This is a genomic window from Actinotalea fermentans, assembly GCF_007991475.1.
Taxonomy (GTDB): domain Bacteria; phylum Actinomycetota; class Actinomycetes; order Actinomycetales; family Cellulomonadaceae; genus Actinotalea; species Actinotalea fermentans.
The window spans coordinates 700,451-723,300 of record NZ_BJYK01000001.1 but is presented as its reverse complement, the minus strand read 5'-3'; the positions used below and the strand labels follow the sequence as shown (position 1 = coordinate 723,300).

At 74.1% G+C, this 22,850-nt stretch carries 22 protein-coding genes; 10 read left to right on the top strand and 12 right to left on the bottom strand.

Annotation, left to right across the window (positions count from 1 at the left end; genetic code table 11):
- Window positions 1-62: 62 nt before the first annotated feature.
- Window positions 63-1,304 (top strand): MFS transporter, encoded by a 1,242-nt coding sequence (locus tag AFE02nite_RS03400; RefSeq protein ID WP_222594315.1) that lies wholly within the window; start codon window positions 63-65, stop codon window positions 1,302-1,304.
- Window positions 1,305-1,340: 36 nt separating this feature from the next.
- Here the strand turns inward: AFE02nite_RS03400 and AFE02nite_RS03395 are convergent, their stop codons facing one another.
- The 6 genes from AFE02nite_RS03395 to AFE02nite_RS03370 all read right to left on the bottom strand — a co-directional run bounded on the left by AFE02nite_RS03395 (window position 1,341) and on the right by AFE02nite_RS03370 (window position 8,119).
- On the bottom strand, window positions 1,341-1,742 hold the full coding sequence (locus AFE02nite_RS03395) for a DUF6766 family protein (RefSeq protein WP_052113342.1): 402 nt from the start codon (window positions 1,740-1,742) through the stop codon (window positions 1,341-1,343).
- Window positions 1,743-1,829: 87 nt separating this feature from the next.
- Window positions 1,830-2,513 carry a hypothetical protein gene (locus AFE02nite_RS03390; protein ID WP_222594314.1) on the bottom strand — a complete coding sequence of 228 codons (684 nt, stop codon included), beginning with the start codon at window positions 2,511-2,513 and terminating at the stop codon, window positions 1,830-1,832.
- Window positions 2,514-2,536: 23 nt separating this feature from the next.
- Window positions 2,537-2,953: a ChaB family protein gene (locus AFE02nite_RS03385; RefSeq protein WP_034243147.1), complete on the bottom strand. Its 417-nt coding sequence runs from the start codon at window positions 2,951-2,953 to the stop codon at window positions 2,537-2,539.
- 215 nt (window positions 2,954-3,168) lie between these two features.
- The gene (locus AFE02nite_RS03380) at window positions 3,169-3,405 is read right to left on the bottom strand and encodes a DUF2188 domain-containing protein (RefSeq protein WP_034243088.1); all 237 of its coding nucleotides are present in this window, start codon (window positions 3,403-3,405) and stop codon (window positions 3,169-3,171) included.
- Window positions 3,406-3,580: 175 nt separating this feature from the next.
- The gene (locus AFE02nite_RS03375; RefSeq protein ID WP_146819078.1) at window positions 3,581-4,810 is read right to left on the bottom strand and encodes a M15 family metallopeptidase; all 1,230 of its coding nucleotides are present in this window, start codon (window positions 4,808-4,810) and stop codon (window positions 3,581-3,583) included.
- 444 nt (window positions 4,811-5,254) lie between these two features.
- Window positions 5,255-8,119, bottom strand: coding sequence for a vitamin B12-dependent ribonucleotide reductase (locus AFE02nite_RS03370; protein ID WP_034243089.1), 2,865 nt, complete (start codon window positions 8,117-8,119; stop codon window positions 5,255-5,257).
- A gap of 49 nt (window positions 8,120-8,168) precedes the next feature.
- Between AFE02nite_RS03370 and AFE02nite_RS03365 the strand changes: the two genes are divergently transcribed.
- The gene (locus AFE02nite_RS03365) at window positions 8,169-8,426 is read left to right on the top strand and encodes a hypothetical protein (RefSeq protein WP_146819077.1); all 258 of its coding nucleotides are present in this window, start codon (window positions 8,169-8,171) and stop codon (window positions 8,424-8,426) included.
- 11 nt (window positions 8,427-8,437) lie between these two features.
- Here the strand turns inward: AFE02nite_RS03365 and AFE02nite_RS03360 are convergent, their stop codons facing one another.
- Genes AFE02nite_RS03360 through AFE02nite_RS03345 form a run of 4 tightly spaced genes read right to left on the bottom strand, consistent with a single transcriptional unit; the run spans window position 8,438 to window position 12,869 of the window.
- Window positions 8,438-9,376 (bottom strand): ECF transporter S component, encoded by a 939-nt coding sequence (locus AFE02nite_RS03360; RefSeq protein WP_146819076.1) that lies wholly within the window; start codon window positions 9,374-9,376, stop codon window positions 8,438-8,440.
- Window positions 9,373-11,073, bottom strand: coding sequence for an ABC transporter ATP-binding protein (locus AFE02nite_RS03355; protein ID WP_261765410.1), 1,701 nt, complete (start codon window positions 11,071-11,073; stop codon window positions 9,373-9,375). Before AFE02nite_RS03355 ends, AFE02nite_RS03360 begins: the two co-directional genes overlap by 4 nt.
- Window positions 11,070-12,134, bottom strand: coding sequence for a CbiQ family ECF transporter T component (locus AFE02nite_RS03350; protein WP_052113464.1), 1,065 nt, complete (start codon window positions 12,132-12,134; stop codon window positions 11,070-11,072). Before AFE02nite_RS03350 ends, AFE02nite_RS03355 begins: the two co-directional genes overlap by 4 nt.
- A gap of 6 nt (window positions 12,135-12,140) precedes the next feature.
- Window positions 12,141-12,869, bottom strand: a complete 729-nt coding sequence (locus tag AFE02nite_RS03345) for a hypothetical protein (protein WP_052113463.1) — start codon at window positions 12,867-12,869, stop codon at window positions 12,141-12,143.
- A gap of 395 nt (window positions 12,870-13,264) precedes the next feature.
- On the opposite strand from AFE02nite_RS03345, the gene AFE02nite_RS03340 reads away from it, so the two are divergent.
- The 5 genes from AFE02nite_RS03340 to AFE02nite_RS03320 all read left to right on the top strand — a co-directional run bounded on the left by AFE02nite_RS03340 (window position 13,265) and on the right by AFE02nite_RS03320 (window position 17,066).
- Window positions 13,265-13,825, top strand: a complete 561-nt coding sequence (locus tag AFE02nite_RS03340) for a cob(I)yrinic acid a,c-diamide adenosyltransferase (protein WP_034244014.1) — start codon at window positions 13,265-13,267, stop codon at window positions 13,823-13,825.
- A gap of 110 nt (window positions 13,826-13,935) precedes the next feature.
- The gene (locus tag AFE02nite_RS03335) at window positions 13,936-14,559 is read left to right on the top strand and encodes a PilZ domain-containing protein (RefSeq protein ID WP_034244013.1); all 624 of its coding nucleotides are present in this window, start codon (window positions 13,936-13,938) and stop codon (window positions 14,557-14,559) included.
- Window positions 14,560-14,641: 82 nt separating this feature from the next.
- A complete protein-coding gene (locus AFE02nite_RS03330) occupies window positions 14,642-15,268 on the top strand; it encodes a DUF3105 domain-containing protein (RefSeq protein WP_034244011.1) in 627 nt (208 codons plus the stop codon).
- Window positions 15,265-15,906: a DUF305 domain-containing protein gene (locus AFE02nite_RS03325; RefSeq protein ID WP_186814454.1), complete on the top strand. Its 642-nt coding sequence runs from the start codon at window positions 15,265-15,267 to the stop codon at window positions 15,904-15,906. Before AFE02nite_RS03330 ends, AFE02nite_RS03325 begins: the two co-directional genes overlap by 4 nt.
- Before the next feature lie 59 nt (window positions 15,907-15,965).
- Entirely contained in the window at window positions 15,966-17,066 is a 1,101-nt protein-coding gene (locus AFE02nite_RS03320) for a threonine aldolase family protein (RefSeq protein WP_052113462.1), read from the top strand.
- Window positions 17,067-17,099: 33 nt separating this feature from the next.
- On the opposite strand, the gene AFE02nite_RS03315 is transcribed toward AFE02nite_RS03320, so the two are convergent.
- Entirely contained in the window at window positions 17,100-18,206 is a 1,107-nt protein-coding gene (locus tag AFE02nite_RS03315; RefSeq protein WP_052113461.1) for an App1 family protein, read from the bottom strand.
- Between the two features lie 83 nt (window positions 18,207-18,289).
- On the bottom strand, window positions 18,290-18,619 hold the full coding sequence (locus AFE02nite_RS03310) for a cupin domain-containing protein (RefSeq protein WP_034244009.1): 330 nt from the start codon (window positions 18,617-18,619) through the stop codon (window positions 18,290-18,292).
- A gap of 123 nt (window positions 18,620-18,742) precedes the next feature.
- Between AFE02nite_RS03310 and AFE02nite_RS03305 the strand changes: the two genes are divergently transcribed.
- From AFE02nite_RS03305 to AFE02nite_RS03295, 3 genes are read left to right on the top strand one after another with little or no spacing between them, the layout of a single operon-like run.
- Complete coding sequence (locus AFE02nite_RS03305) at window positions 18,743-19,708, top strand: TIGR03885 family FMN-dependent LLM class oxidoreductase (RefSeq protein WP_034244007.1); 966 nt, start codon at window positions 18,743-18,745, stop codon at window positions 19,706-19,708.
- The gene (locus AFE02nite_RS03300) at window positions 19,705-21,375 is read left to right on the top strand and encodes an alpha-amylase family protein (RefSeq protein ID WP_034244006.1); all 1,671 of its coding nucleotides are present in this window, start codon (window positions 19,705-19,707) and stop codon (window positions 21,373-21,375) included. The genes AFE02nite_RS03305 and AFE02nite_RS03300 overlap by 4 nt, the downstream gene beginning before the upstream one ends.
- Window positions 21,376-21,390: 15 nt before the next feature.
- A complete protein-coding gene (locus AFE02nite_RS03295; protein WP_146819075.1) occupies window positions 21,391-22,845 on the top strand; it encodes an RNB domain-containing ribonuclease in 1,455 nt (484 codons plus the stop codon).
- Window positions 22,846-22,850 lie beyond the last annotated feature (5 nt).

The window sequence follows — 22,850 nt, the reverse complement described above, 5'->3', positions numbered from 1 at the left end:
GTGGCGGCCGACACACCGATGGGTTGAGCGCACCCGTCCTCGAGCTCGATCGTGGAGGATCCGTGCCGCTCTTCGCCCACCGGGTGCGCGCATCCGTCGTCGTCGCCTACGTGGCGTTCGTCCTCACCGGGGTGAGCGCGAGCGTCGCCGCCGTGGTCCTTCCCGCGCAGATCGTCGACTACGGCGTCGACCGCCGCACGCTCGGCATCACCTTCTTCACGTTCTCCGCGGGGTTCTTCCTGGCGGGGGCCACCACGGGCTGGCTGATGGAGCGACTCGGCACCCGCCTGGCTCTGGTGGTCGGCAGCCTCGCCTACGTGGCCGGAGCGCTGGTGATGGCGACGCGGCCGTCGTTCGTCGCGCTGGTCGTCGTGCAGCTCCTCGCCGGCTACGGGACAGGCATCGTCGAGTCGGTCCTGCAGGCCTACCTCGCGGGCCTGCCGTCGCAGACGGCGCGGCTGAACCTGCTGCACGGGTTCTTCGGCGTCGGGGCACTCATCGGCCCGCTCGCGGCGACCTGGGTGCTCGACCGCACCGAGTGGACCGTCGTGTGGCTCCTGCTCGGGCTGCTGGCGATCCCGGTCGGGGTGGCCTACGCGGCGACCTTCCCGAACCGCGCGGAGGCGCTGCGCGCGGACACCCCGCCCGACGGCGCGGGCCGGCTCGTCGACGTGCCGGAGACGCCCATGTCGGGCACCAGGCTCATCGCTGCGACGGCCCGCGAGACCGGTGTCGTCCTCGCGGCCGTCTTCCTCACCGTGTACGTGGGGATCGAGATGAGCCTCGGCAACTGGGGAGTGGACTACCTCGTCGGGCACCACGACCTGAGCACGACGCTGGCGGGTGGCTCCGTCAGCGGGTACTGGCTCGGACTCACCCTCGGGCGGTTCATCATCAGCCCGACCGCGGCCCGGCTGCGCTGGACCGTGGCGCGCATGACCGCTGTGTGCCTCCTCGGCGTCGTCGTGTGCGGCGCCCTGGTCTCGGTGACACCCGTCGGAGCCGGCGCGACCGTCGGGTTCGCCCTCCTCGGCTTCTTCCTCGGGCCGCTCTTCCCGACGGCGATCGCGGTCGTGCCGGAGCTCACCTCCCCGCGGCTCGTCCCCTCGGCGGTCGGGCTGATGAACGCCGTCTCGGTCATCGGTGGATCGGCCCTGCCGTGGCTCGCGGGCACGATCGGCGACACCGTCGGCATCTGGACCCTGCTGCCCTTCGCGACGGCCCTCGCGCTCGTCCAGCTGGTGCTGTGGCACGCCGTGGTGCGGCGCATGCGTCATCCGGAACTGCTCGCACACGTGGACTGACGCGTACGTGCCCGGCCCGCACCCTTCGGTAGCCGATCAGCCGCTCTGCCGTTCCTGACGCTCGGCGTCCGCCTCCTCGCGGTACTCGAACTCGGCCGGGTCGATGCCCTGCTCCACGAGCAGGCGGTCGATCTTGGCCTCGAGGCGCTCGTCACCTTCCTTGGACTGCGACGAGCCCCAGAAGAAGAACATCGCGAGCCCGGCGGCCTGCCACACGAGCTGGAGGAACTCCGACTGCCAGTTCTCGAAGGTCGACGAGAAGAAGGCGGGCCAGAACTGGGCGAGGTCGAACTGCTCGCCGTGGGTAGCGGCGTCGTTGCGCATCTCGATCATCTGGAAGACGAGCTGCCCGACCCAGGAGAGCAGGAAGAGCCCACCCGTGACGATGCCGAAGGAGTACGCGGTGAAGAACTTCGGACGGTGTGGTCGGTCGGCCACGGCTACCTCCTTGGTCCGGACGGTCGCGTGACGCCGTCGACGGCTCGATCCGTGGGCCCCGGCTCAGAGGCCGAGGCCCGCCCGGGCTCAGAGGCCGAGGCCCGCCCGGTCCACCTTGCGGTGGAAGCGGACCCCGACGAGCCCGCCGAGAACCGACCCGACCAGCGCGAGGGCGGCGGCGCCGAACGCCGCGACGACGCCGACGGTCGTGAGGTCGCCCTCGTCGACCGGGATCCGCGGGAAGAGGTTCACCTGTGCGAAGACGTTGTACTCGGCGCCGACCAGTGCGGTGAGGACGGCCACCACGACGGCGACGACGAGGGCCCAGAGCCACACCGCGAACCCCTGCTTGGCGCCGTCGAACCGAGCCATGCGACCCGCCACGTACCCGCCGCAGTAGTAGGCCACCAGGACGAGCAGCCCGACGACCACCGCGCCCCACAGCCCGATGGTCGCGACGTCGCCCGACTCCAGGTCGGCATCGACGTCGGTACCCACGCCGACGGCCGTGCCGGCAGCGACTGCCACGGCCGTCAGGAGCACGGCCATGCCGGCCGCGGCCAGGAACCCGAAGAACGCGGCGCCCAGTCGCATGCCGCCGAAAGCCTCGCGTTGTCGTGCGACCGACTCGCGGGCCAGCTCCACCCGTTCGGTCGCCCCGGCGGTGTCGGGCGTCTCCGCATGCCGGTGCTGCCCGCGCGTGTCGGTCGGCTGCGCAGGCTCGACGACCGTCGGCGCGGTCGCCTCGCTGCGGTGCTCGCGTGCCTCCATGGTTGCCTCCTTCGGTCTCGGCCTCACGACGCGCGCCGGGTCCGGCGCCCGTTCTCCTTCTGGATCGCGGCGACGAGCTGCTGCTTCGTCATGCGCGAGCGGCCGCTGACGTCGAGGCGCTTCGCCAGCTCGTACAGGTGCGACTTCGAGGCGTTCGCGTCGACACCGCCAGCCGTGTCGGCCGGAGTCGATCGTCTGCCTGCGGCCCTGGCGTCGGACGGCCCGGGACGCGCCTTGGGCTCCCAGTGGTCCCCGACCTTCTCGTGCGTGTGCTTGAGCGCCGCGTACGCCACCCGGTGGGCCCGCTCGCCCTCTCCGTACTCCTCGGCCGCTGCGTCGTGCGCCTTCGCGAACGTCCGTTGCGCCTTCGCGTCCGAGCGCTTCAGCGTCGCGGGGAGCTCGGACTTCTTCGCCGCGCCGGATCGCGTGGTCTTCGGCATCGCTCTCTCCTCCCAGACGTCGCTGCGGCCGTCGACCGGCCGGACCTTCATGGTCGGTCCGGTGCCGCGGCGGCGCGACCGGAGCGGCCCTCGTGCGCGAGCGAGCGGGTCGCGGCCACGGCAGGCGCCCGCGGGAAGGGATCGTCCGGCACGGGTACCGGACAGCACTGAGCGCGCCGGTGATCCGGCGCGCTCAGGTGTCAGACGGGCGCCCGTCAGCCGCTGTAGAGCACCGGATCGACCCAGCGACGCACGCGGGCGGCGCCGTAGCGGTGCTGCTCGAGGATGCGACCGTCGTGGTCGTGCACGACGTGGACCGCGTGGAGGTCGATGGCGATGGCCCTACCCGCCGAGACGGCGGACGCGCGATCTGCGAAGCCGGCGCCCTGGGCGAGGCCGTTGACCTTGTTGCGCCAGCTCTGGCCGTCGAGGACCGTGTGCACCTGGTACATGGTGAGGCCTCCTCCCCGCGGAGCGGCACTGCTCCTGGTCGCCATCGTGACCCCGGCCGGTGAGCGACGCCAGAGGACGAACGTGGACCGACCGGGCGCGCCCCGCCGTCGAATCGGTTGATCACCGAGGGCGGAGGCGCGCTCTAGGTCGAAGGTCCCGGCTCTGAGGCTCAGCTCAGAGGTCGCCGAACTCCCAGTGCCACGGCTCGAGCGGTCCTGAGCCGCCTGGACCCATCGCGGCCGGGTGGATCCAGCCGTACTGCGGTGCGTTCGCCACCATCCACAGGTAGTCGGGGTCGTCGAACTGCCCCACGGAACCGAAGTCGGAGAAGTCGACGGCCAGGCCGCGGCCATGGTTCGACGTCCCCGGCAGGGCGGCGAGGTCGCCCTTGGTGGACCGAGCCTGCTGCTGCTCGGCGAAGGTGCGGTAGCCCCCGGAGACCGCGAGGTCGCGCCCGAACGCGGCGCGATAGGCGGCGTTGAGCTGGTCCAGGGCCTGCGCCGCGTCGCAGCGCAGCAGCACGGACGTGAAGCGCGGCCGGCAGAGCAGCTCGACGGGGATCTCGCCGTTGGGCGCCGCGTCCGTCGCGGCGATCCGGGTCGACATCCGCGCGAGTGCGGCCTGCAGGGCAGCCTGCTCGGCCTGGAGGCGCTTCGCCTCCTGCTCCGCCCGGCGAGCCGCTGCCGCCTCCTCGGCGTCGGCGAGCTCCGCGGCGACGTCGTCGCTCAGGGCGGCGACCTGCGTCGAGAGGGCCGCCACGCGCTGGGCTGCCGCCAGGAGGTCGGCGCTCACGGCGAGGTCGAGGACGTCGTCGGGGACACCGACGAGCGCGAGCGCGTCAGCCTCGGCACGGGATGCTGCTGCTGCGCCGACGGTGTCGGCAGGTGGGGCCTCGAGCTCGGGCCCGGCCGGTGGGGTCGTCGACGGAGCGGCGGCAGTGGTATCCGCGTCGGTGCTGGTCGTGTCCGTGTTGGCCGCCTCGGTGCTGGCCGCCTCGGTGTCCGCGACGGCCGTCACTGACGCAGCGTCGGGCAGGGCGGGCAGCGCGTCCGGCGCGTGGATCTCGACGAGCGCGACGAGCTGCGTCACCGCGTCGTCGAGGGGGGACACGGTGGCGTCGCCGACGAGGGCCGGGGCCGCAGTCAGAACGGCCTGTGCGTCGGCGAGCGCGGCCTGCGCCGCGGCGAGCGCCTCGTCCTGGCGGGCCGTGGCGTAGCGCGCGGCGGCGGCGGTCAGGCGCACCGTGGCTGCACGGTCGCTGCGCTCCTGGCGGGCCTGGGCGAGGGCGCTGGCGGCGGCCTCCTGGCGGTCTGCGGTGTCAAGACTCACGCCTGCGACGGCACCGCCCAGGAACGCCACGGCCGTGGCGGCAGCGACGGCCTCGAACGACAGCCGCTGGGTCATGAGCCGCACCCGGGGGAGACGCGGGTCGCGGACACCGACAGCGCGTGCCGGACGACCCTTCGGAGCGTGAGCACGGTGCAGCTCCCGCCGCGTGAGCGGCTGCTCTGCCTGCACCATGTCGATGAGTTCCTCGCCGGCGGCCGGGACCAACGAGCGCCCGGTGGGACGCCCCCTTGTCCCATAGGTCTCGGCGTCCCTGGTGGCAGACCTGAGCCCGGTTGCGGGTGATCTGTGCCGCACGGCCGCGAATCGGGGCACGGGTGGCGCACATACGATCCGCCACGACCGGACGCGTGCGTCCGAGAACGCGCCGACGTCCGGTCAGTCCGGCGATGCCCGGACACGCCGCGCACGCCCGATTGCGGTGGGCCTGTCCCCAGGCTGGGCGGAGACGACGGTGGCCCGGCCCTCATGCCGAGGGCCGGGCCACCGATCAGGCCGTCGTCAGCTGCAGCCGCTGGTCGAGCCGCAGCCCTCGCAGACGTAGCAGGAGCCCGACGGCCGCATCTTGATCCCGCACGAGAGGCACAGGGGGGCGTCGGCGGTGCGACCGAGCTTCAGCTCGATCAGCTCCGCGGACGAGTGCGCGTTGCCGGTACCGCTCGTCGTCGTCGGAGCCGGGGCGGTCGTAGCGGCAGGAGCCGGCGCCGCAGCTTCCGCCACGGTCGGCACCCCGCCCTGGTCGGGCGCCGTCTCGTCGTCCACCGGGGCGTACGAGCCGGTCTTGAGCTGCCGGGCACGCTCGGCCGCCGTGAAGATCCCGAGCGCGGACCGCGTCTCGAACGGCAGGTAGTCCAGGGCCAGCCGACGGAAGATGTAGTCCATCATCGACTGCGCCATCCGGATGTCCGGGTCGTCGGTCATGCCCGCCGGCTCGAACCGCATGTTCGTGAACTTCTCCACGTACGTCTCGAGCGGCACGCCGTACTGGAGCGCCACGGAGATCGCGATCGAGAAGGCGTCCATCACGCCGGCCAGGGTCGAGCCCTGCTTGCCGAGCTTGAGGAAGACCTCGCCGAGGCCGTCGCCGGGGTAGGAACCCGCGGTGATGTAGCCGTCGGCACCGCCCACGGTGAACGACGTCGTCTTGGACTCGCGCTGCCGGGGCAGGCGCTTGCGCGTGGCCCGGACGGGCGCCGTCTCGGCGGCAGGGGCGGGCGCCGCCTCGGCCGCGGGCTTCGCCTTGGCGTCCGAGAGCGGCTGACCGACCTTGCAGTTGTCGCGGTAGATCGCCAGCGCCTTGATGCCCATCTTCCAGGCCTTGAAGTAGATCTCCTCGATCTCCTCCACGGTGGCGGACTCGGGCATGTTGACGGTCTTGGAGATCGCACCGGAGATGAACGGCTGGACGGCCGCCATCATCCGCACGTGCCCGAGCGGGGAGATCGCCCGCTCGCCGACGGCGCAGTCGAAGACCTCGTAGTGCTCCGGCCGCAGGCCGGGGGCGTCGACGACATGGCCGTGCTCGGCGATGTACTCGACGATCGCCTCGATGGTCTCCTCGGCGTAGCCCATCCGGCGCAGGGCCCGCGGGATCGTCTGGTTGACGATCTGCATCGAGCCGCCACCGACGAGCTTCTTGAACTTGACCAGCGAGAAGTCGGGCTCGATGCCCGTCGTGTCGCAGTCCATCATGAAGCCGATGGTCCCGGTCGGGGCCAGCACCGACGCCTGGGCGTTGCGCCAGCCGGACTTCTCGCCGATGCGGTTGCCGTCGGCCCACACGCGGGTCGCGGCGGCGTGCACCTCGGCGTCCATCGCACCGAGGGTGCGGATGTCGTCGTTGGCCGCCGCGTGCTTGCGCATGACCCGCTTGTGCGCCGCCGAGTTCCGCGCGTAGCCCTCGTACGTGCCGACGACGCCGGCGAGCTCGGCGGAGCGCTTGTAGGCGGTGCCGGTCATGAGGGACGTGATCGCCGCGGCCAGGGCGCGGCCGCCGTCGGAGTCGTAGCCGTGGCCGGTGGCCATCAGCAGCGCGCCGAGGTTGGCGTACCCGATGCCGAGCTGGCGGTAGGCGCGCGTCGTGACGCCGATCGCCTCGGTGGGGAAGTCGGCGAAGCAGATCGAGATGTCCATCGCCGTGATGATCAGCTCGACGGCCCGCTCGAACCGCTCGACGTCGAACGTGTCGTCGTCGCGCAGGAACTTCATGAGGTTGAGCGAGGCGAGGTTGCAGGACGAGTTGTCCAGGTGCATGTACTCGCTGCACGGATTGGACGCGGTGATCCGGCCGGCCTCGGGGCTGGTGTGCCAGTCGTTGATCGTCGAGTCGTACTGCAGGCCCGGGTCGGCGCACTCCCATGCGGCCTGCGCGATGGAACGGAACAGCTCCTGGGCGTCGACCGTGTCGATGACCTCACCGGTCGCGCGGGCGCGCAGGCCGAAGCTGCGGCCGTCCTCGACCGCCTGCATGAACTCGTCGGTGACGCGGACGGAGTTGTTCGCGTTCTGGTACTGCACCGAGACGATGTCGCGACCGCCGAGGTCCATGTCGAACCCGGCCTCGCGGAGCGCGCGGATCTTGTCCTCCTCGCGCGCCTTCGTCTCGACGAACTCGCGGATGTCGGGGTGGTCGACGTCGAGGACGACCATCTTCGCCGCGCGGCGCGTGGCACCGCCGGACTTGATGGTGCCCGCCGAGGCGTCGGCGCCACGCATGAACGAGATCGGGCCCGAGGCCGTGCCGCCGGAGGAGAGGAGCTCCTTGCTGGAGCGGATCCGGGAGAGGTTCAGGCCGGCGCCCGAGCCGCCCTTGAAGATCATCCCCTCCTCGCGGTACCAGTTCAGGATCGAGTCCATCGTGTCGTCGACGGAGAGGATGAAGCAGGCGGAGACCTGCTGCGGCGACGGGGTGCCGACGTTGAACCAGACGGGGGAGTTGAAGCTGAAGACCTGGTTGAGCAGCATCCAGGTCAGCTCGTGCTCGAAGACCGTGGCGTCGTCGTCGGTGGCGAAGTAGCCGAAGTCGCGCCCGGCCTTCACGTACGTCAGCACGACGCGGTCGATGAGCTGCTTGAGGCTCCACTCGCGGGCCGACGTGCCCACCGCGCCGCGGAAGTACTTGGTGGTGACGATCGTGGTCGCGTTCATCGACCAGGTCGACGGGAACTCGACGCCCTTCTGCTCGAAGATCGTCTCGCCCGTCTTCCAGTTCGTCTGGGCGACGTCCCGGCGTTCCCAGGTCACCTCGTCATAGGGGTGCACCCCCGCCGTCGTGAACACACGCTGGATGGTCAGGCCGGCCGCGCGGGCCTTGGACGCACCAGCGCCCCGCGCGCTCCGGCCGGTACCGGCCGAGGTCTCCGTCATCGTGATCCCTTTCCCAGGAGTTCCATGGCCGCACCGGGCCCCTCTTGTCATGCACCTGCGTCGTCTGTTCGCCCTCGTGGGTGCGCACGTCGTGTGCGTCCGCGACCCGATGCCGAGCATCGGACCGCCCCCCGACCTCGTCGGCGTGACCGACCGAGGCAACCCAACTTACAAGCGTGTGACCACTATATGTAGTGCCCCCGACATGATTCTTTGGAAGATGTGGTGGCACGAGCGCGCGATTTCACCCGTCCGCCGCGAAACCGCAGGTGAGCGGCCTGCCTGGCCGTTCGAGCCCGGGACGTGACGTGCGCGACGTCAGCCGGGGGACCGGCGTGTCGCCTCGGACAGCTCCGGCGTGTCGCCCGGCAGCGCCCCCGACGCGTCCGGTGCGACGGACCCGCGGGCGGTCCCGACGGCCGTCCCGGCGGCGCTCCGCGTCGGCGCCGGACCGGCGGACGGCGCGAACCGGGCCCGGGCCGCTGTCCGCCGCAGGGCGCGCAGGGCGGGCCCGCCGAGCAGGAGGAGCCCGATCGCCGTCGTGGCCGCGCGTCCGACGTCCCACCCGAGGGACGTGGCGAGCCAGTAGAGCCAGAAGCGGTGCAGGTTGGCCCCGACGGCGTCGCCCGCCACGAAGGAGAGTCCGGTGCCCGCGCCGAGCTGGAAGGGCCAGAAGGAGAGGTTCATGGCCACGCCGAAGGCAGCCGCGGCGCCCGCACCGTACGCCGCCACCGCGACCACCTCGGCGCGACCGCCCAGCCGGCGGGGGAGCAGGCCGGCTCCCATGCCCACCCAGGAGGCGCCGAGCATCTGGAAGGGCAGCCAGGGCCCGACCCCGCCGGTCAGGAGGGCCGAGGCCGCGAGGGTCGTCGAGCCGAGCGCGAACCCGAACGCCGGACCGAGCACGCGACCACCGAGCACGATGGTGAGGAACACCAGCTCGACGCCCGCGGTGCCCGCCGAGACGGGCCGCAGCACGCTCCCGACGGCGGCGAGGAGCCCGAGCACGGCCACCGCCTTCGCGTCCATGCGGCCGTCATCGAGCGCCACGGTGACGACACCCAGGACGACCACGAGGACGGCCGCCAGCGCCGCGGGTGCGGTGTCGGCCTGGGCGAGCGCAGCGCCGGGTGCCGCCACGAGCGGCCAGGCGAAGGCGACCAGACCGACGAGCGAGGCGAGGGTCAGCGCGACGCCCGTCCGTGCGCCCGCCCGCAGACTCGTCCGCGAGGGCGTCCCGGAGCCCGGCGCGCTCACGACGCGGCCCCGACGGCGTCCTGCAGCGCCTGCACGGTGAGGAGCGGGACCGGGTGGAGCACCCGCGCGACCTGCGGCGCGAACGTCGGCGACGCCGTGAGCACCTGCGTCGCCGACCCCTCCGCCACCGCCTCGCCCCCGGCGAGCACGAGCACGCGCGAGGCCGTCTCCGCCACGAACTCCACGTCGTGGCTCGAGAGGACGACGGCCCCGCCGTCTGCCGCGTGCCGCCTCAGGAGCGCCGTCAGCCGACGCTTGGCCGGGTAGTCCAGGCCGCGCGTCGGTTCGTCGAGGAGCAGGACGCGGGGCTGTGCGGCCAGCTGGACCGCCAGCGCGAGGGCGAGGCGACCCCCCTCGGAGAGGTCCCGGGGATGAGCCTCGGGCAGCACGCTCGGCGCGAGGGCCGCCAGCACCGCTGCGGCACTGCCCACGCCGCCCGGGGCATCGGCGTCGGCTGCGGCGAGCTCGGCCGCGACGGTGTCCCGGAAGAGCAGCGCTGACGGGTCGTGGGGGACCAGGGCGACGAGCTGGCGCGCCCGGGCGGCGGGCAGGGCCGACGGGTCCAGCGTGAGCGGCGCCTCGTCCGCGGACGCCGTCGTGACCTCGACGTCGCCCGCCGACCGCGGACCCGCGCCCGACAGCGCCCACAGGAGGGAGGACTTCCCGGCGCCGTTGCGCCCCATGACGGCGAGGACCTCGCCGGCGCGGGCGTCCAGGTCGACCCCGCGCAACGCGTGGACCTCGGTGCGCAGGCCGGCGCCCCCGCTGCGCCGCAGCCCCCGGACGACCGCGCCGCGACCGTGGTGCACGTGCAGCGCCCGCGCGCGCAGCAACGTCGGTCCTGGCTCACGTCCGTCAGGGCTCGCCGGCGGGACGACGTCGGCCAGGCTCGTGCGCAGCCCGGCGGCCCGCCGGCGGGCGTCGCGGACCGACAGGGGCAGCGGGCGCCACCCGGCCCAGCGGCCCAGCTCGACGATCGGGGGCGCGGCCGCGACGACCGCGAGCATCTCCTCGGGCGGCCCGTCCGCCACGGTCCCGTCCGCGCCGACGGCGACGACCCGATCGGCGTACTGCACGACCCGCTCCAGGCGGTGCTCGGCGACGACCACCGTGAGGCCGAGGTCGTGCACCAGCCTGGTCAGCGCTGCGAGGACCTCCTCCGCGGCGCCGGGGTCCAGGGCCGACGTCGGCTCGTCGAGCAGCAGGAGCCGTGGGCCGGGCGTGAGGACCGAGCCGATCGCCACCCGCTGCTGCTCGCCGCCGGAGAGGTCACCCAGGGCCCGCTCCCGGAGCGGGGTCAGGCCGAGCAGGTCGAGCACCTCCTCGACGCGCGTGCGCATGGTGGCCGGCGCGACGCCGAGCTGCTCCATCGCGTAGGCGAGCTCGTCCTCCACGGTGCCCGTCACGAAGCCCGCGGCCGGGTCCTGGCCGACGACGCCGACGACGTCGGCCAGGTCGCGCGGCAGGTGCTCCCGCGTGTCCCGGCCCGCCACGAGGACGCGGCCGGCCTGGGTCCCGCCCGTGAAGTGGGGGACGAGCCCGCAGGCCGCCCGCAGCAAGGTGGACTTGCCCGAACCGGTCGGTCCCACGACGAGGCACAGCTCGCCCTCCGGGACGGTCAGCGTGACGTCGCGGAGCACCGGGGTGGTCGAGCGCGGATAGGTGATGCTCACGCGGTCGAAGCTCAGGGCCGTCACCGGACGACCTCCTGAAGGACGGGCGTCACAGGGGCGTGGCTCCGACGCCCCGCGAGCACGGGGGCGACGGCGAGGAGGAAGGCGACCACGGCGACGGCGGCGGTCCCTGGTCCTGACGTGCCCGCCGCGGGCGCGAACCGCGGCGCGAGCAGCACGACGACGGCGGTGAGTGCGCCGGCGAGGGCGACGCCGGTCTCCGCCGGTCCCCACCGCTCGGGGCGGTACCGGGTGTGCTGCACCCGCCGACCGGCGACCACGACGCCGGCGAACCCGGCCGCGGCGCCGACCCCGACGAGCAGTGCACCGCGCCAGCCGGAGTCGTCCGCGAGGAGGCCGTAGCCTCCGAGGCCCAGCGCGACGAGCGCGAACGCGAGGAGTGGACCCGTCCGCCGGTCGGGGCCGTCCGGGCCGGACCGCGCGAACCCGCGGGTGTCCATCGACGCGGCGAGAGCCAGCGACCTGTCGAGCGCGTCGGTGAAGACGGGCAGGCCGGTCGCGCGAAGAGCGCGCCAGCCTCGCTCGGGGGTGCCGCGCAGGCGCTGCGCCCGGCGGACGGTCGCGGCGGCCGTGACGAGCTGCGGCGTGACGCTCACCGCGATGACGACGGCGGTGCCCATGTGGTGCATGGCACCCGGCAGCGACCGCAGGGCACGGCGCGGGTCGGCGAGGGCGGAGGCAGCACCGAAGCACACGACGAGCGTGGCGAGCTGCAGGCCGGCCGCCGCCGCGGTGGCGAGCCCTTGCGTCGTCACGGGGCCGAGGAGGTGGACGCCGACGGCCCAGTCGGGTGCCCGCACCGTCGGCAGGTCCAGGACCACCGTCCCGGGCGGCTTGATGCCGACGACCACGTGGAAGGCGATCCGGACGAGGACGATGCCCACCCCGAGCGCCAGGTAGCCGGGGAAGAGACGGGCCGTCGGTGCCTGGCCCGCTCGGACGCTCACCACGACGACGACGGCGGCGAGGACGGCGGTGACGGCCCCGACCCCGGGCGCGCGCGCAGCGGCGACGGCCAGGGCCATCGCCCACGCCCACCACGCGAGGGGGTGCAGGGCCGTCACGTCGCCTCAGTCCTTCGCGGAGCCCTGCGACTGCCGACGCAGGCGCACGATCAGGCCGACGAGGGCTCCGACGATGGCGACGCCCACGGCGACGCCGACGGCGAGCGACACCCCGTCACCGCCGTCCTGGGGCGCGACGGCCGTGACGGCGTCGTCGGCCGCCTGGTCCGCCGCGGGTGCGTCGGCGTCGGTGGTCGGCTCGGCCTCGACGGTGGCGACGCCCGGGCGCACGTCCGCGGGCGCGACCGCCGGCGGCTGCGTGCCGTCGCCGTACCGCCATCCCTCGACGCTCCCGGCGGCCGGGACGGCCGTGTCGGACCCCTCCGCGTACGCGGTCCACTCGCCGCCCGGTGCGGCCGTCCAGTAGCTCCAGTAGCTCCCGGTGAACTCCGTCGGGCAGGGGTCGGGCAGACCGCCGACGGCGCAGATGTAGCCGGAGGGGTCACGCGTCTCGGCGATCCCTGCCTGGGCGAGCGCCTCGGTCCCGGTCGCCGGGTCGGACGCGCAGCCGACCGTGACGTCGCCCTCGAGCTCGGTGGCGTCGACGACGACGGTCACGCCGGACTCGTCGGCGCAGGCGCCGCTCACGTCGACAGCGGCAGGCCAGGACGACGCGACCGCGGCCGACGCCGGGAGCGCTACGGCGCCGGCGAGCACGAGGACCGTGGCCAGCGCACGGGGCCCGCGCCGGCTGGTCACGGGCGTGGATGTGACGGGCGTGGATGTGACGAGCATGGTGCCTCTTTCTGAGGGTCCGCGACAGGACCCGGCACCGTCGCTGCCGCCCGAGGGACGGGTCCGACGACCCGGGCTCCGCCCCGCATTCCTCGACGGTAGGAGCCTCGATGCCCTCAGCAGGTGCTCCGGCTCGTCGAGGAGACCTCGACCTACGGTTGCGGGTCAGCGCCGGACTTCGACCGGCTTCCCCTGGCTGCGGGCCATGACTGCCACCCGAGGGTGGCGGCGCCCACCGTACTCCCTCTGCCCGACGCGCGGCTCCCGGGCCGGCGCGGGTTGCGACATCGCCTCCTCCTGGGTCAGGGTGCGCACGGCGGCCAGGACGGTCCGGCGTCGGCCACGCCGCCGCCGTCGCCATGGCGGCGCCCGCCCGCACGAAGAGAGGACCGGCGATGAAGGTGTACACGCGGGCCGGGGACGACGGCACCACGGGGCTGTTCCTCGGTGGCCGGGTCTCGAAGGCCGACCGGCTGATGGACGCGTGCGGCGACATGGACGAGGCCGTTGCGGCGCTCGGCGTGGCGCGCGCCGCGCTCGAGCGCGAGCCGGGAGCGCACGAGGACCTCGCGCCGGCGATCCTGCGGCGCCAGCGGGAGCTCTTCGTCGTCGCGGCGGACCTGGCGACCAACCCGGCCCACCGTGACCGCCTGGTCCCGGGCGTGTCGCTCGTGACGGAGGACATGGCGGCCGATGTGGAGCGCGAGATCGACGAGCGGGTCGCCGCGCGACCGCTGCGACCGGTGTTCGTGGTGCCGGGCACGACCCCGGCGTCGGCCGCGCTGGACCTCGCTCGCGCCGTGCTGCGTCGCGCGGAGCGCAGCGTCGTCGCGCTGGGCGATGCCGGGCACCCGGTGAGCCCCGCGGTCCGCGGCTACGTGAACCGCCTCTCGGACCTGCTCTTCGTGCTCGGCCGTGTGGCAGCGGGTGAGAACGAGCCCGCGAGCCATGACTGAGGGCACTGCCTGCCGATGGTGAGTTGTAGGGTCCTGCCGACTCGACGTGGGAGCGCGTCGGCGAGGTCGAGCCGCGGCACGCCGCGGTCGGTGACGACGGGAGTGGCGCCGTGGGGTTCGAGCTCGATCCGTGCTGGGTGCACGGTGAGGGTGGCGAGCTGATCGCGGCCGGGCACGTCCGCACGCACGAGGACGACCGCCTGGTGGTCGAGGCGCCGAAGTACTCGGGCGGGTCGCTGTGGCCGGGCGACCCCGTGGTGCTCGTCGTCGCGAGCCAGCTCCGGGGCTCCTGCACGATCGACGCCGTCGTCCAGGCGAGCGCGCGGACGCGGCTCGAGCTGGCCGACCTGCGCATCCGCGTCGTGGAGCAGAAGCGCACGGCGGTCCGCGTGCCCGTGTCGGAGCACGTCACGTTCGCGCACGTGGCGGAGGGAGACCAGCAGGTCCCGCTCGAGGAGCCCGTGGCGGCGCAGGTGCTCGACCTGTCCGCGTACGGGATGCGGTTCCGCTCCGAGACGCAGGTCCCCACGGGGACGCGACTCGTGGGCACCTACCCGACGCCGCAACGCCCGGTCCCGATCGTGGTCGAGGTGCTCCGGCACGAGGAGCTGCGCGGCGCCGTCGGGCACGGCGGACGGTTCGTCGGCATGAGCGAGCGCGACACCGAGACGCTGTTCCGCGCCGTCCTGGACCGCCAGCGGCGCCTCATCGCGGAGCGACGGGACGCCATCTGACCGTTTAGTTGACCGTTCACGTACCATGGTCAGGACCAAGGTCCTAGAACGGCCGGCTGTGACGGCCAGGGGAGGAGTCCCGATGGGCGTCTCGGCACGGCAGGAGCGGCGCGAGCAGCTGGCGGCACTGCAGGAGGCCCAGCGCAGGGCTGAGCGGCGCCGCACGCGTCTGATCGTCGCTGCGGCCGTCGGAGTCGCGATCGCCCTGGTGGTCCCGACGGCGATCGTCGTGTGGAACGCGGAGCGCGACGCGCAGGAGGCCCAGGCGGCCGCCGAGGCACCGATCGAGGGGGCCGAGGAGTTCACGGAGCTCGCCGCCACCCACACCACCGAGGACGTCGACTACGAGCAGAGCCCGCCGGTGGGTGGCGACCACCACCCGACGTGGCAGAACTGCGGCTTCTACGACGCCCCGGTGACGGAGGAGCACGCCGTGCACTCGCTGGAGCACGGCGCCGTGTGGATCACCTACGACCCCGACCTGGCCGACGCGGACGTGGCGGAGCTGCGGCGCCTGTCCGACCAGCACCCGTACCTGCTCGTCAGCCCGTTCGACGGCGTCGACGGGCTGGTGGCGTCGGCGTGGGGCGTGCAGGTCCAGCTCGACGGCGTCGACGACGACCGGCTCCAGCCCTTCCTCATCAAGTACCTGCAGGGCCCGCAGACGCCCGAGCCCGGCGCCGCCTGCTCCGGCGGCATCGGGGCGTGAGCGCCCGGCTCACGGGCCGGGCGGCCACGGTGGCCGCGGTCGTCGTGGCGACGGCGGCCGGGCTCGCCGTCGGGCTGCTCGTCGCGGGCGGCGTGCTGCGTGCCGACGTGCCCGTCGAGGGCTCGGCCGAGGTCGGATTCGCCCGGGACATGCAGGCCCACCACGCGCAGGCCGTCGAGATGGCCATGCTCGTCCGCGACCGCAGCGACGACGCCGAGCTGCGGCAGGTCGCGCTCGACATCGTGCTCACCCAGCAGCAGCAGCAGGGCCAGATGTACGGCTGGCTGTCCGTGTGGGGTCTGCCCCAGGCGACGACGGCCGCACCCATGGCCTGGGCGCAGGGCCACGGCCACGGCGGTGCGGAGGCGGGCGGTGCCGAGGCGGGCGGCACCGTCGGGATGCCCGGCATGGCGACGGCCGAGCAGCTCGCCGCACTGCGCGACGCCCGTGGCAGCGACGCCGAGCGACTGTTCCTCGAGCTGATGATCGCCCACCACGAGGGGGGCGTGGCGATGGCGCGGTCCGCCCTCGACCTCGCCGAGCACCCCGCGGTGCGGCGGCTGGCCCAGGCGGTCGTGGACTCCCAGACCGCCGAGATCGCCGTGCTCGAGGGCCTCCTGGCACGCGTCGACGACTGAGCCGGCCCCGGGCCGCGCGGGCGGGCCGGGAGGTCCGTCACCGGTGAGAAGATGCGCGGGTGACTGCGACCCAGCCCGCCACCGAGCCCACCACGTTCGCCGGCCCTCCTGCCCTCCACGACCCGACGCGGCGCGACTTCGGCTCAGACAACTACGCCGGTGCGCACCCGGAGGTGCTCGCTGCCGTGGCCGCGGCCAACGGCGGCCACCAGACGAGCTACGGCGCCGACGTGTACACGGCGCGCCTGCAGGACGTCCTCGCTGCGCACTTCGGCCGCGTCGTCGAGGCGTTCCCGGTCTTCAACGGGACCGGCGCGAACGTCGTCGCGCTGCAGGCGATGGTGCCTCGCTGGGGCGCGGCGGTGTGCACCGAGTGGGCGCACATCAACACCGACGAGAACGCCGCCCCGGAGCGGGTCGCCGGGCTCAAGCTGCTCCCGGTGCCGACCACCGACGGCAAGCTCACGCCGCAGGGGCTGGAGGCACGCGCGGGCGGTCGCGGCGACGAGCACCGGGCCCAGCCCGCCGTCGTGTCGATCACGCAGTCCACCGAGGTCGGCACGGTCTACACGCCCGACGAGATCGGTGCGCTGGCCGACACCGCGCACGCCCTGGGCCTGCGCGTCCACCTCGACGGCGCCCGGATCGCCAACGCCGCGGCCGCGCTGGGCCTGCCGCTGCGCGCGTTCACCAGTGACGTCGGGGTCGACGTCGTGAGCCTGGGTGGCACGAAGAACGGCGCCCTGGGCGCCGAGGCGATCGTCGTCCTCGAGCCCTCGGCCGTGGACGGGCTGCGCTACCTGCGAAAGATGGACATGCAGCTCGCGTCGAAGATGCGCTTCGTCTCCGCGCAGCTGCTCGCGCTGTACGACGGCGACCTGTGGCTGCGCTCGGCCGCGCACGCCAACGCCATGGCGGCCCGCCTGGCGGGTGCTCTCGCCGCCGTGCCCGGCGTCGAGATCGCGCTGCCGGTCCAGGCCAACGCCGTCTTCGCGATCCTGCCGCCAGGTGTGGCCGACCGTGTGCGGGAGCGCTACTGGTTCTACGACTGGGACGGCCGGCCCGGGATGGTCCGGCTGATGTGCTCGTTCGACACGACCCAGACGGATGTGGACGAGCTCACGGCCTCGGTCGTCGCCGCGGTGCGCGACCTGGCCTGACGACGGCACGGGGGTCGGCGCGCCGACCGGCGGTCACCCCGCGGGCAGCAGTCCGCGGTCGATGAGCGCGAGCGCGAGCGCGTTCCCGTCGCCACCCGTCACGGTCACGGTCGCGCCGACCTGCGGTGCCCCGTGGGCCGCGGCGGCGGACGGCACGGCTGCCTCCGGGGACGGCTCGCCGTCGCGGGTCGGGACGGGGGAGCCGTGCGCGAGCACCTGCTCGGCCGGCGACAGCTGGCGGATCGCGACGACACGCACGCGGCCAGGGTGCTCGGCCGCGATCTCGGCGTAGATCTGCGGGTCGTGCTGGCCGTCGTCGCCCACCAGCACCCAGGTGGTCTCCGGGAACTCGGCCAGCAGCCGCTGCAGCGACCGCAGCTTGTGCTCCCGGCCGCTGCGGAACCAGCCCGTGTTCGTCGGGCCCCAGTCGGTCAGCAGGAGCGGGCCAGCCGGGTAGCCGTGCCGCTCGAGGAACCGCCGCAGCGCGGGGGCGACGTTCCAGGCGCCCGTCGAGAGGTAGAACGTGGGTGCGCCCGGGTTCGCGGCCAGCCACCGGCGGTACAGGCCTGCCATGCCGGGCACGGGGCGCCGCGCGTGCTCGTGGAGCACGAAGCTGTTCCACGCGGCAAGGAGCGGCCGGGGAAGGGCGGTCACCATCGCGGTGTCGTCCACGTCGCTCACCAGCGCGGTGCCCGGACCTGGCGGCACCACGAGGACGGGCGCCACCGACGTCGAGCCGCCCAGGCTCAGGCGCGCCTGCCGCCAGCCCGGCTCGAGCGCCGCCCCGAGCATGGCGTCGACGTACCCTCCCCGGTCGGCGCGGACCTCGTGCACCTGGCCGCCGACCTCCACGCCGACCACGGCGTGCGGGACGGCGGCGGTCAGGAAGGATCGCCAGCCGCGGACCGCACGGCCCGCGGACCCGGCGTCCTTCTCCGCGACCTCCGCCGGGCGCGTCCCCGGCGGCGCGAGCACCGTGCGCGCCATGATCCGGGCCCACCCGTCGCCCGCGTAGCCCGTGTACGCCTCGACGCGCGGCTCCCACCCGCGCCGGGCGAGCCACCTGCCCACGACCGCGTACGCGCGGTCCTCGAGGCGAGCCGCCACGTGGGGGCGCTGGCTGCTGGTGGAGACGCTCACGCGGTGGAGTCTGTCATCGACGAGCGTGCACCGCCCATCCGTCCCCAGGCCGGCGCGACGCCGTCCCGGGAGCGCGCACGGCGTCAGAGCTTGGCCACCGTCAGCAGCACCACGCTGTCCTCGAGGGCCCGGATGGCCGACCGGTCTCGGGGCACCACCACCAGGTCGCCCGGGCTGCCCTCCCACGACGCCCGGTCGCAGACCACCTGCACCCGGCCGCTGAGGACCTGCACGGTCGCCTCGCCGGGGCTCTCCCACTGGTCGGTCGAGCGCCCCGCGCACAGCGCGATGACGGTCTGCCGCAGCACCTTCTCGTGACCCCCGTGCACCGTCTTCGCGCTGCGGCCGGCCGGCGCGCGCCGGGCCGTCTCGATCTCGTGCCGTGCCAGCGCCACCAACGACAGCTTGTCCATCCCGACCCCCTCCGTGCCGCCGGCTGCAGGGGCGACTGCGGCCAGTATCGCCAGGGCGGCGCGGTCCGTCGACGGCTCGCTCTCGACGCGCGACCTGCGCGGAGCCCAGGTAGACAGGTCCGGGTGACCATCATCGGCTTCCACGCCTCGCACGAGCAGGTGCACCCGTCAGCGCTGCTGAGCGCCGTCCAGGCGGCCGAGCAGGCGGGGTTCGACGCCGCGATGTGCTCGGACCACCTCGCGCCGTGGAGCGAACGCCAGGGCCACTCGGGGTTCGCCTGGGCGTGGCTCGGCGCCGCGCTGGCCACGACGTCGCTGCCCTTCGGCGTCGTGAACGCCCCTGGCCAGCGGTACCACCCCGCGATCGTCGCGCAGGCGGCCGCGACCCTCGCGGCGATGTTCCCGGGCCGCTTCTGGGTGGCCCTGGGCTCGGGGGAGAACGCCAACGAGCACGTGACCGGCGATCCCTGGCCCACGAAGGACGTCCGGGACGCGCGCCTGCTCGAGTCCGTCGACGTCATCCGGCGACTGCTCGCCGGGCAGGAGGTGACCCACCGCGGGCTCGTCCAGGTCGACCGGGCGCGGGTGTGGACCCTGCCCACGGAGCCACCTGCGCTCATCGGCCCGGCCGTCACGCCGGCGACGGCGGCGCGGGCGGCCACCTGGGCGGACGGCCTCATCACGATCAACCAGCCGATCGCGACGCTGCGGGAGATCGTCGCCGCGTACCGCGACCACGGTGGCCGTGGCCCCCTCGCGATCCAGGTGCACCTGGCCTGGCACGAGGACCAGGCCGAGGCCGAGCGGATCGCGTTCGACCAGTGGCGCAGCAACGTGTTCCCGCCACCGGTGTGCTGGGACCTGGCGACCCCCGAGCACTTCGACGTCGCCTCCCGGCACACCCGCCCCGAGGACGTCGCGGAGTCGGTGCTCATCTCCGCCGACACCGGCCGGCACGTCGAGTACCTCGCCGGTCTGGTCGAGCTCGGCTTCGAGCACCTCTACCTGCACCACGTCGGCCAGGAGCAGCGGCCGTTCATCGACCGCTTCGGGGCGGACGTCCTGCCGGCCCTTCGGGGTGCCGCGTGAAGGTCACCGACACGGGGGACCTGTGGTGGAAGAACGCGGTCGTCTACTGCGCCGACGTGGAGACGTTCGTCGACTCCGACGGGGACGGCGTCGGCGACCTCGCCGGCATGGCGCAGCGCGTCGACCACCTCGCCCAGCTCGGGGTGACCTGCCTGTGGCTCATGCCGTTCTACCCGACCGCGCAGCGCGACGACGGCTACGACATCACCGACCACTACGGCGTGGACCCCCGGCTCGGTTCCCACGGCGACCTCGTCGAGCTGATCCGGACGGCGCGCGACCGGGGCATCAGGGTCATCGCGGACCTCGTCGTCAATCACACCTCCGACCGTCATCCCTGGTTCCGGGCGGCGCTGCGGGACCCCACCGGGCCCTACCGCGACTTCTACGTCTGGCGGTCCGACCCGCCGCCCGACACCTCCGCGGACGTGGTGTTCCCGGGGGAGCAGGACGGCATCTGGGAGCTTGACGAGGCGAGCGGGGAGTACTACCTGCACCGCTTCTACAAGCACCAGCCCGACCTGAACGTGGCGAACCCGCGGGTGCGGGACGAGATCGCCAAGGTGATCGGGTTCTGGCTGGAGCTCGGGCTCTCCGGCTTCCGGGTCGACGCCGTGCCGTTCTTCATCGAGACCCTCGGGCTCACCGAGGAGGCCGCCGCCGGCGACCCGCACGACTACCTGCGCGCCCTGCGCAGCTTCGTCGGCCGCCGCGTGGGGGACGCCATCCTCCTGGGTGAGATCAACCTGCCCTACGCGGACCAGCGGGCCTACTTCGGGGACGGCAACGGCGACGAGGTCACCATGGTGTTCGACTTCGTCGCGATGCAGAAGACGTACCTGGCGATGGCGCGGCACGACGCCCGCCCCCTCGCGCAGGCGCTGCTCGAGCGGCCACCGATCCCGCCGGACTGCCAGTGGGCGACGTTCGTGCGCAACCACGACGAGCTCACGCTCGACAAGCTCACCGAGGACGAGCGGGCGGAGGTGTTCGCGGCGTTCGGCCCGGAGGAGGAGATGCAGCTCTACGGGCGCGGCCTGCGCCGTCGCCTGCCGCCGATGCTCGACGGCGACCCCCGCCGGGTCCGCCTGGCGTACTCCCTCCTGTTCGCGCTGCCGGGGACCCCCACGCTCTTCTACGGCGAGGAGATCGGCATGGGGGAGAACCTCGACGTCCCGGGCCGGCTCGCCGTGCGGACGCCGATGCAGTGGGAGCCGGGCCCGACGGGCGGGTTCTCCGACGCGCAGCCCCGGCGTCTGGTGCGCCGCCCGCCGTCGGGCGGGTTCGCGCCCGAGCACGTGAACGTGGCCGCCCAGCGCCGTGATCCCGACTCCCTCCTGGCGTTCGTGAGCCTGCTCGTGCAGCGCTACCGGGAGTGCCCCGAGCTCGGCTGGTCGGGCGTGCACGTGCTGGACCAGCCGCACGACGGCGTGCTCGCGCTCCTCAGCTCCGTCGACGACGCGGCGATCGTCACGCTGCACAACCTCGCACCGGAGCCGGTGCGCGTCCCGCTCCGGATACCCGTGGCGGACGCGTCGCGGCTGGTGGACGTCCTGGCCGACGGCGAGACGCCCGTCGACGACGACGGCCGCGCGCAGGTCGACCTCGACGGCTACGGGTACCGCTGGCTGCGGGTCGTGACACCCCGCACCAGGCGGCTGGTCTGACCGTAGGGTGACGCCGTGCCCACCCCCCGACGTCGCCTGCAGGCGGACGGCGCCCTGCGCCGCGCCTTCGCCGCGATCCGCGCCGAGCACGAGCTGCCCGCCGAGTTCACCGCCGCCCAGCGGTCGGCGGCCGCGGCCGCGGCGCGGGCACCTCGCGTGCGCGACCACGCCGACCTCACCGACGTGCCCTTCGTCACGGTCGACCCGCCAGGGGCGATGGACCTCGACCAGGCCATGCACCTGGCCCGTACCCCGAGCGGCTACCGCGTCCGGTACGCCATCGCCGACGTCGCGGCGTTCGTCGCGCCCGGCGGAGAGCTCGACCGCGCGGCCCACGAACGCGTCCTCACGGTGTACTGCCCCGATCTTCGGGTGCCGCTGCACCCGCCGGAGCTGAGCGAGGGCGCCGCGTCCCTCCTGCCCGGCGAGGTCCGCCCGGCGCTCGTGTGGGATCTCTTGCTCGACCACGACGGCGAGGTGACCCGGACCGACGTCGTGCGTGCCCTGGTGCGCAGCCGTGCCCGGCTCGCGTACCCGGACCTGCAGCGGGCGGTCGACGTGGGGGAGGACACCCCGCTCGCGGCTCTCCTGCCGGAGATCGGCGCGCTGCGCGCGACCCTCGAACGGGCGCGGGGCGGCGTGTCCCTGGCGCGGCCGGAGCAGGAGGTCCGGGAGGTGCCCGGCGGCGGCTTCGAGCTCGAGTTCCGCGGCGCGCTGCCGGTCGAGGACCACAACGCCCAGATCTCGCTCATGACCGGCATGGCCGCGGCCCGGCTGATGCTCGACGCCGGCGTCGGCGTCCTGCGCACGCTGCCCGTGGCGACCACCGACGACGTCACGCGGCTGCGCCGACAGGCGCTCGCGCTCGGTGTGGCCTGGCCCCGGGGGTGGTCGTACGGCCAGGTGCTGGCCGGCGTGGACGCCTCCCGGCCGGCGGACGCCGCGTTCCTGGCGGCCGCCACGTCGCTCTTCCGCGGCGCTGCGTGGGCGCCCTTCGAGGGCGCCCCGCCCCAGAACCCGGTGCACGGCGCCATCGCGGCGCCCTACGCGCACGTCACCGCACCGCTGCGACGCCTGGTCGACCGGTACGGCCTCGAGATCGCCGTGGCCGCCGCAGCGGGCCGGGAGCCGCCGGCCTGGGTGCTCGAGCGCCTCGACGGGCTCGGGGAGGTGATGGCCGCGGGTGCACGCCGGGCGAACGCGGTCGACCGGGCGTGCACGGACGCGGTCGAGGCCGCAGTCCTCGCGGGCCACGTGGGCGAGGTGTTCGCGGGAGTCGCGCTCGACGCCCGCACCGTCCAGATCACCGACCCCGCGGTCGTCGCCCGCACCGTCGACGACGACCTGCCGGCGGGGCGGGCGGTCCGGGTGCGCCTGGAGGCCGCCGACCTGGCCGCGCGGACGGTGACGCTGCGACGTGTCCGCCACGGGCGGCGGGCGCCGTCCGGCGCCGCCGACGGCGCGTCCTAGGATCG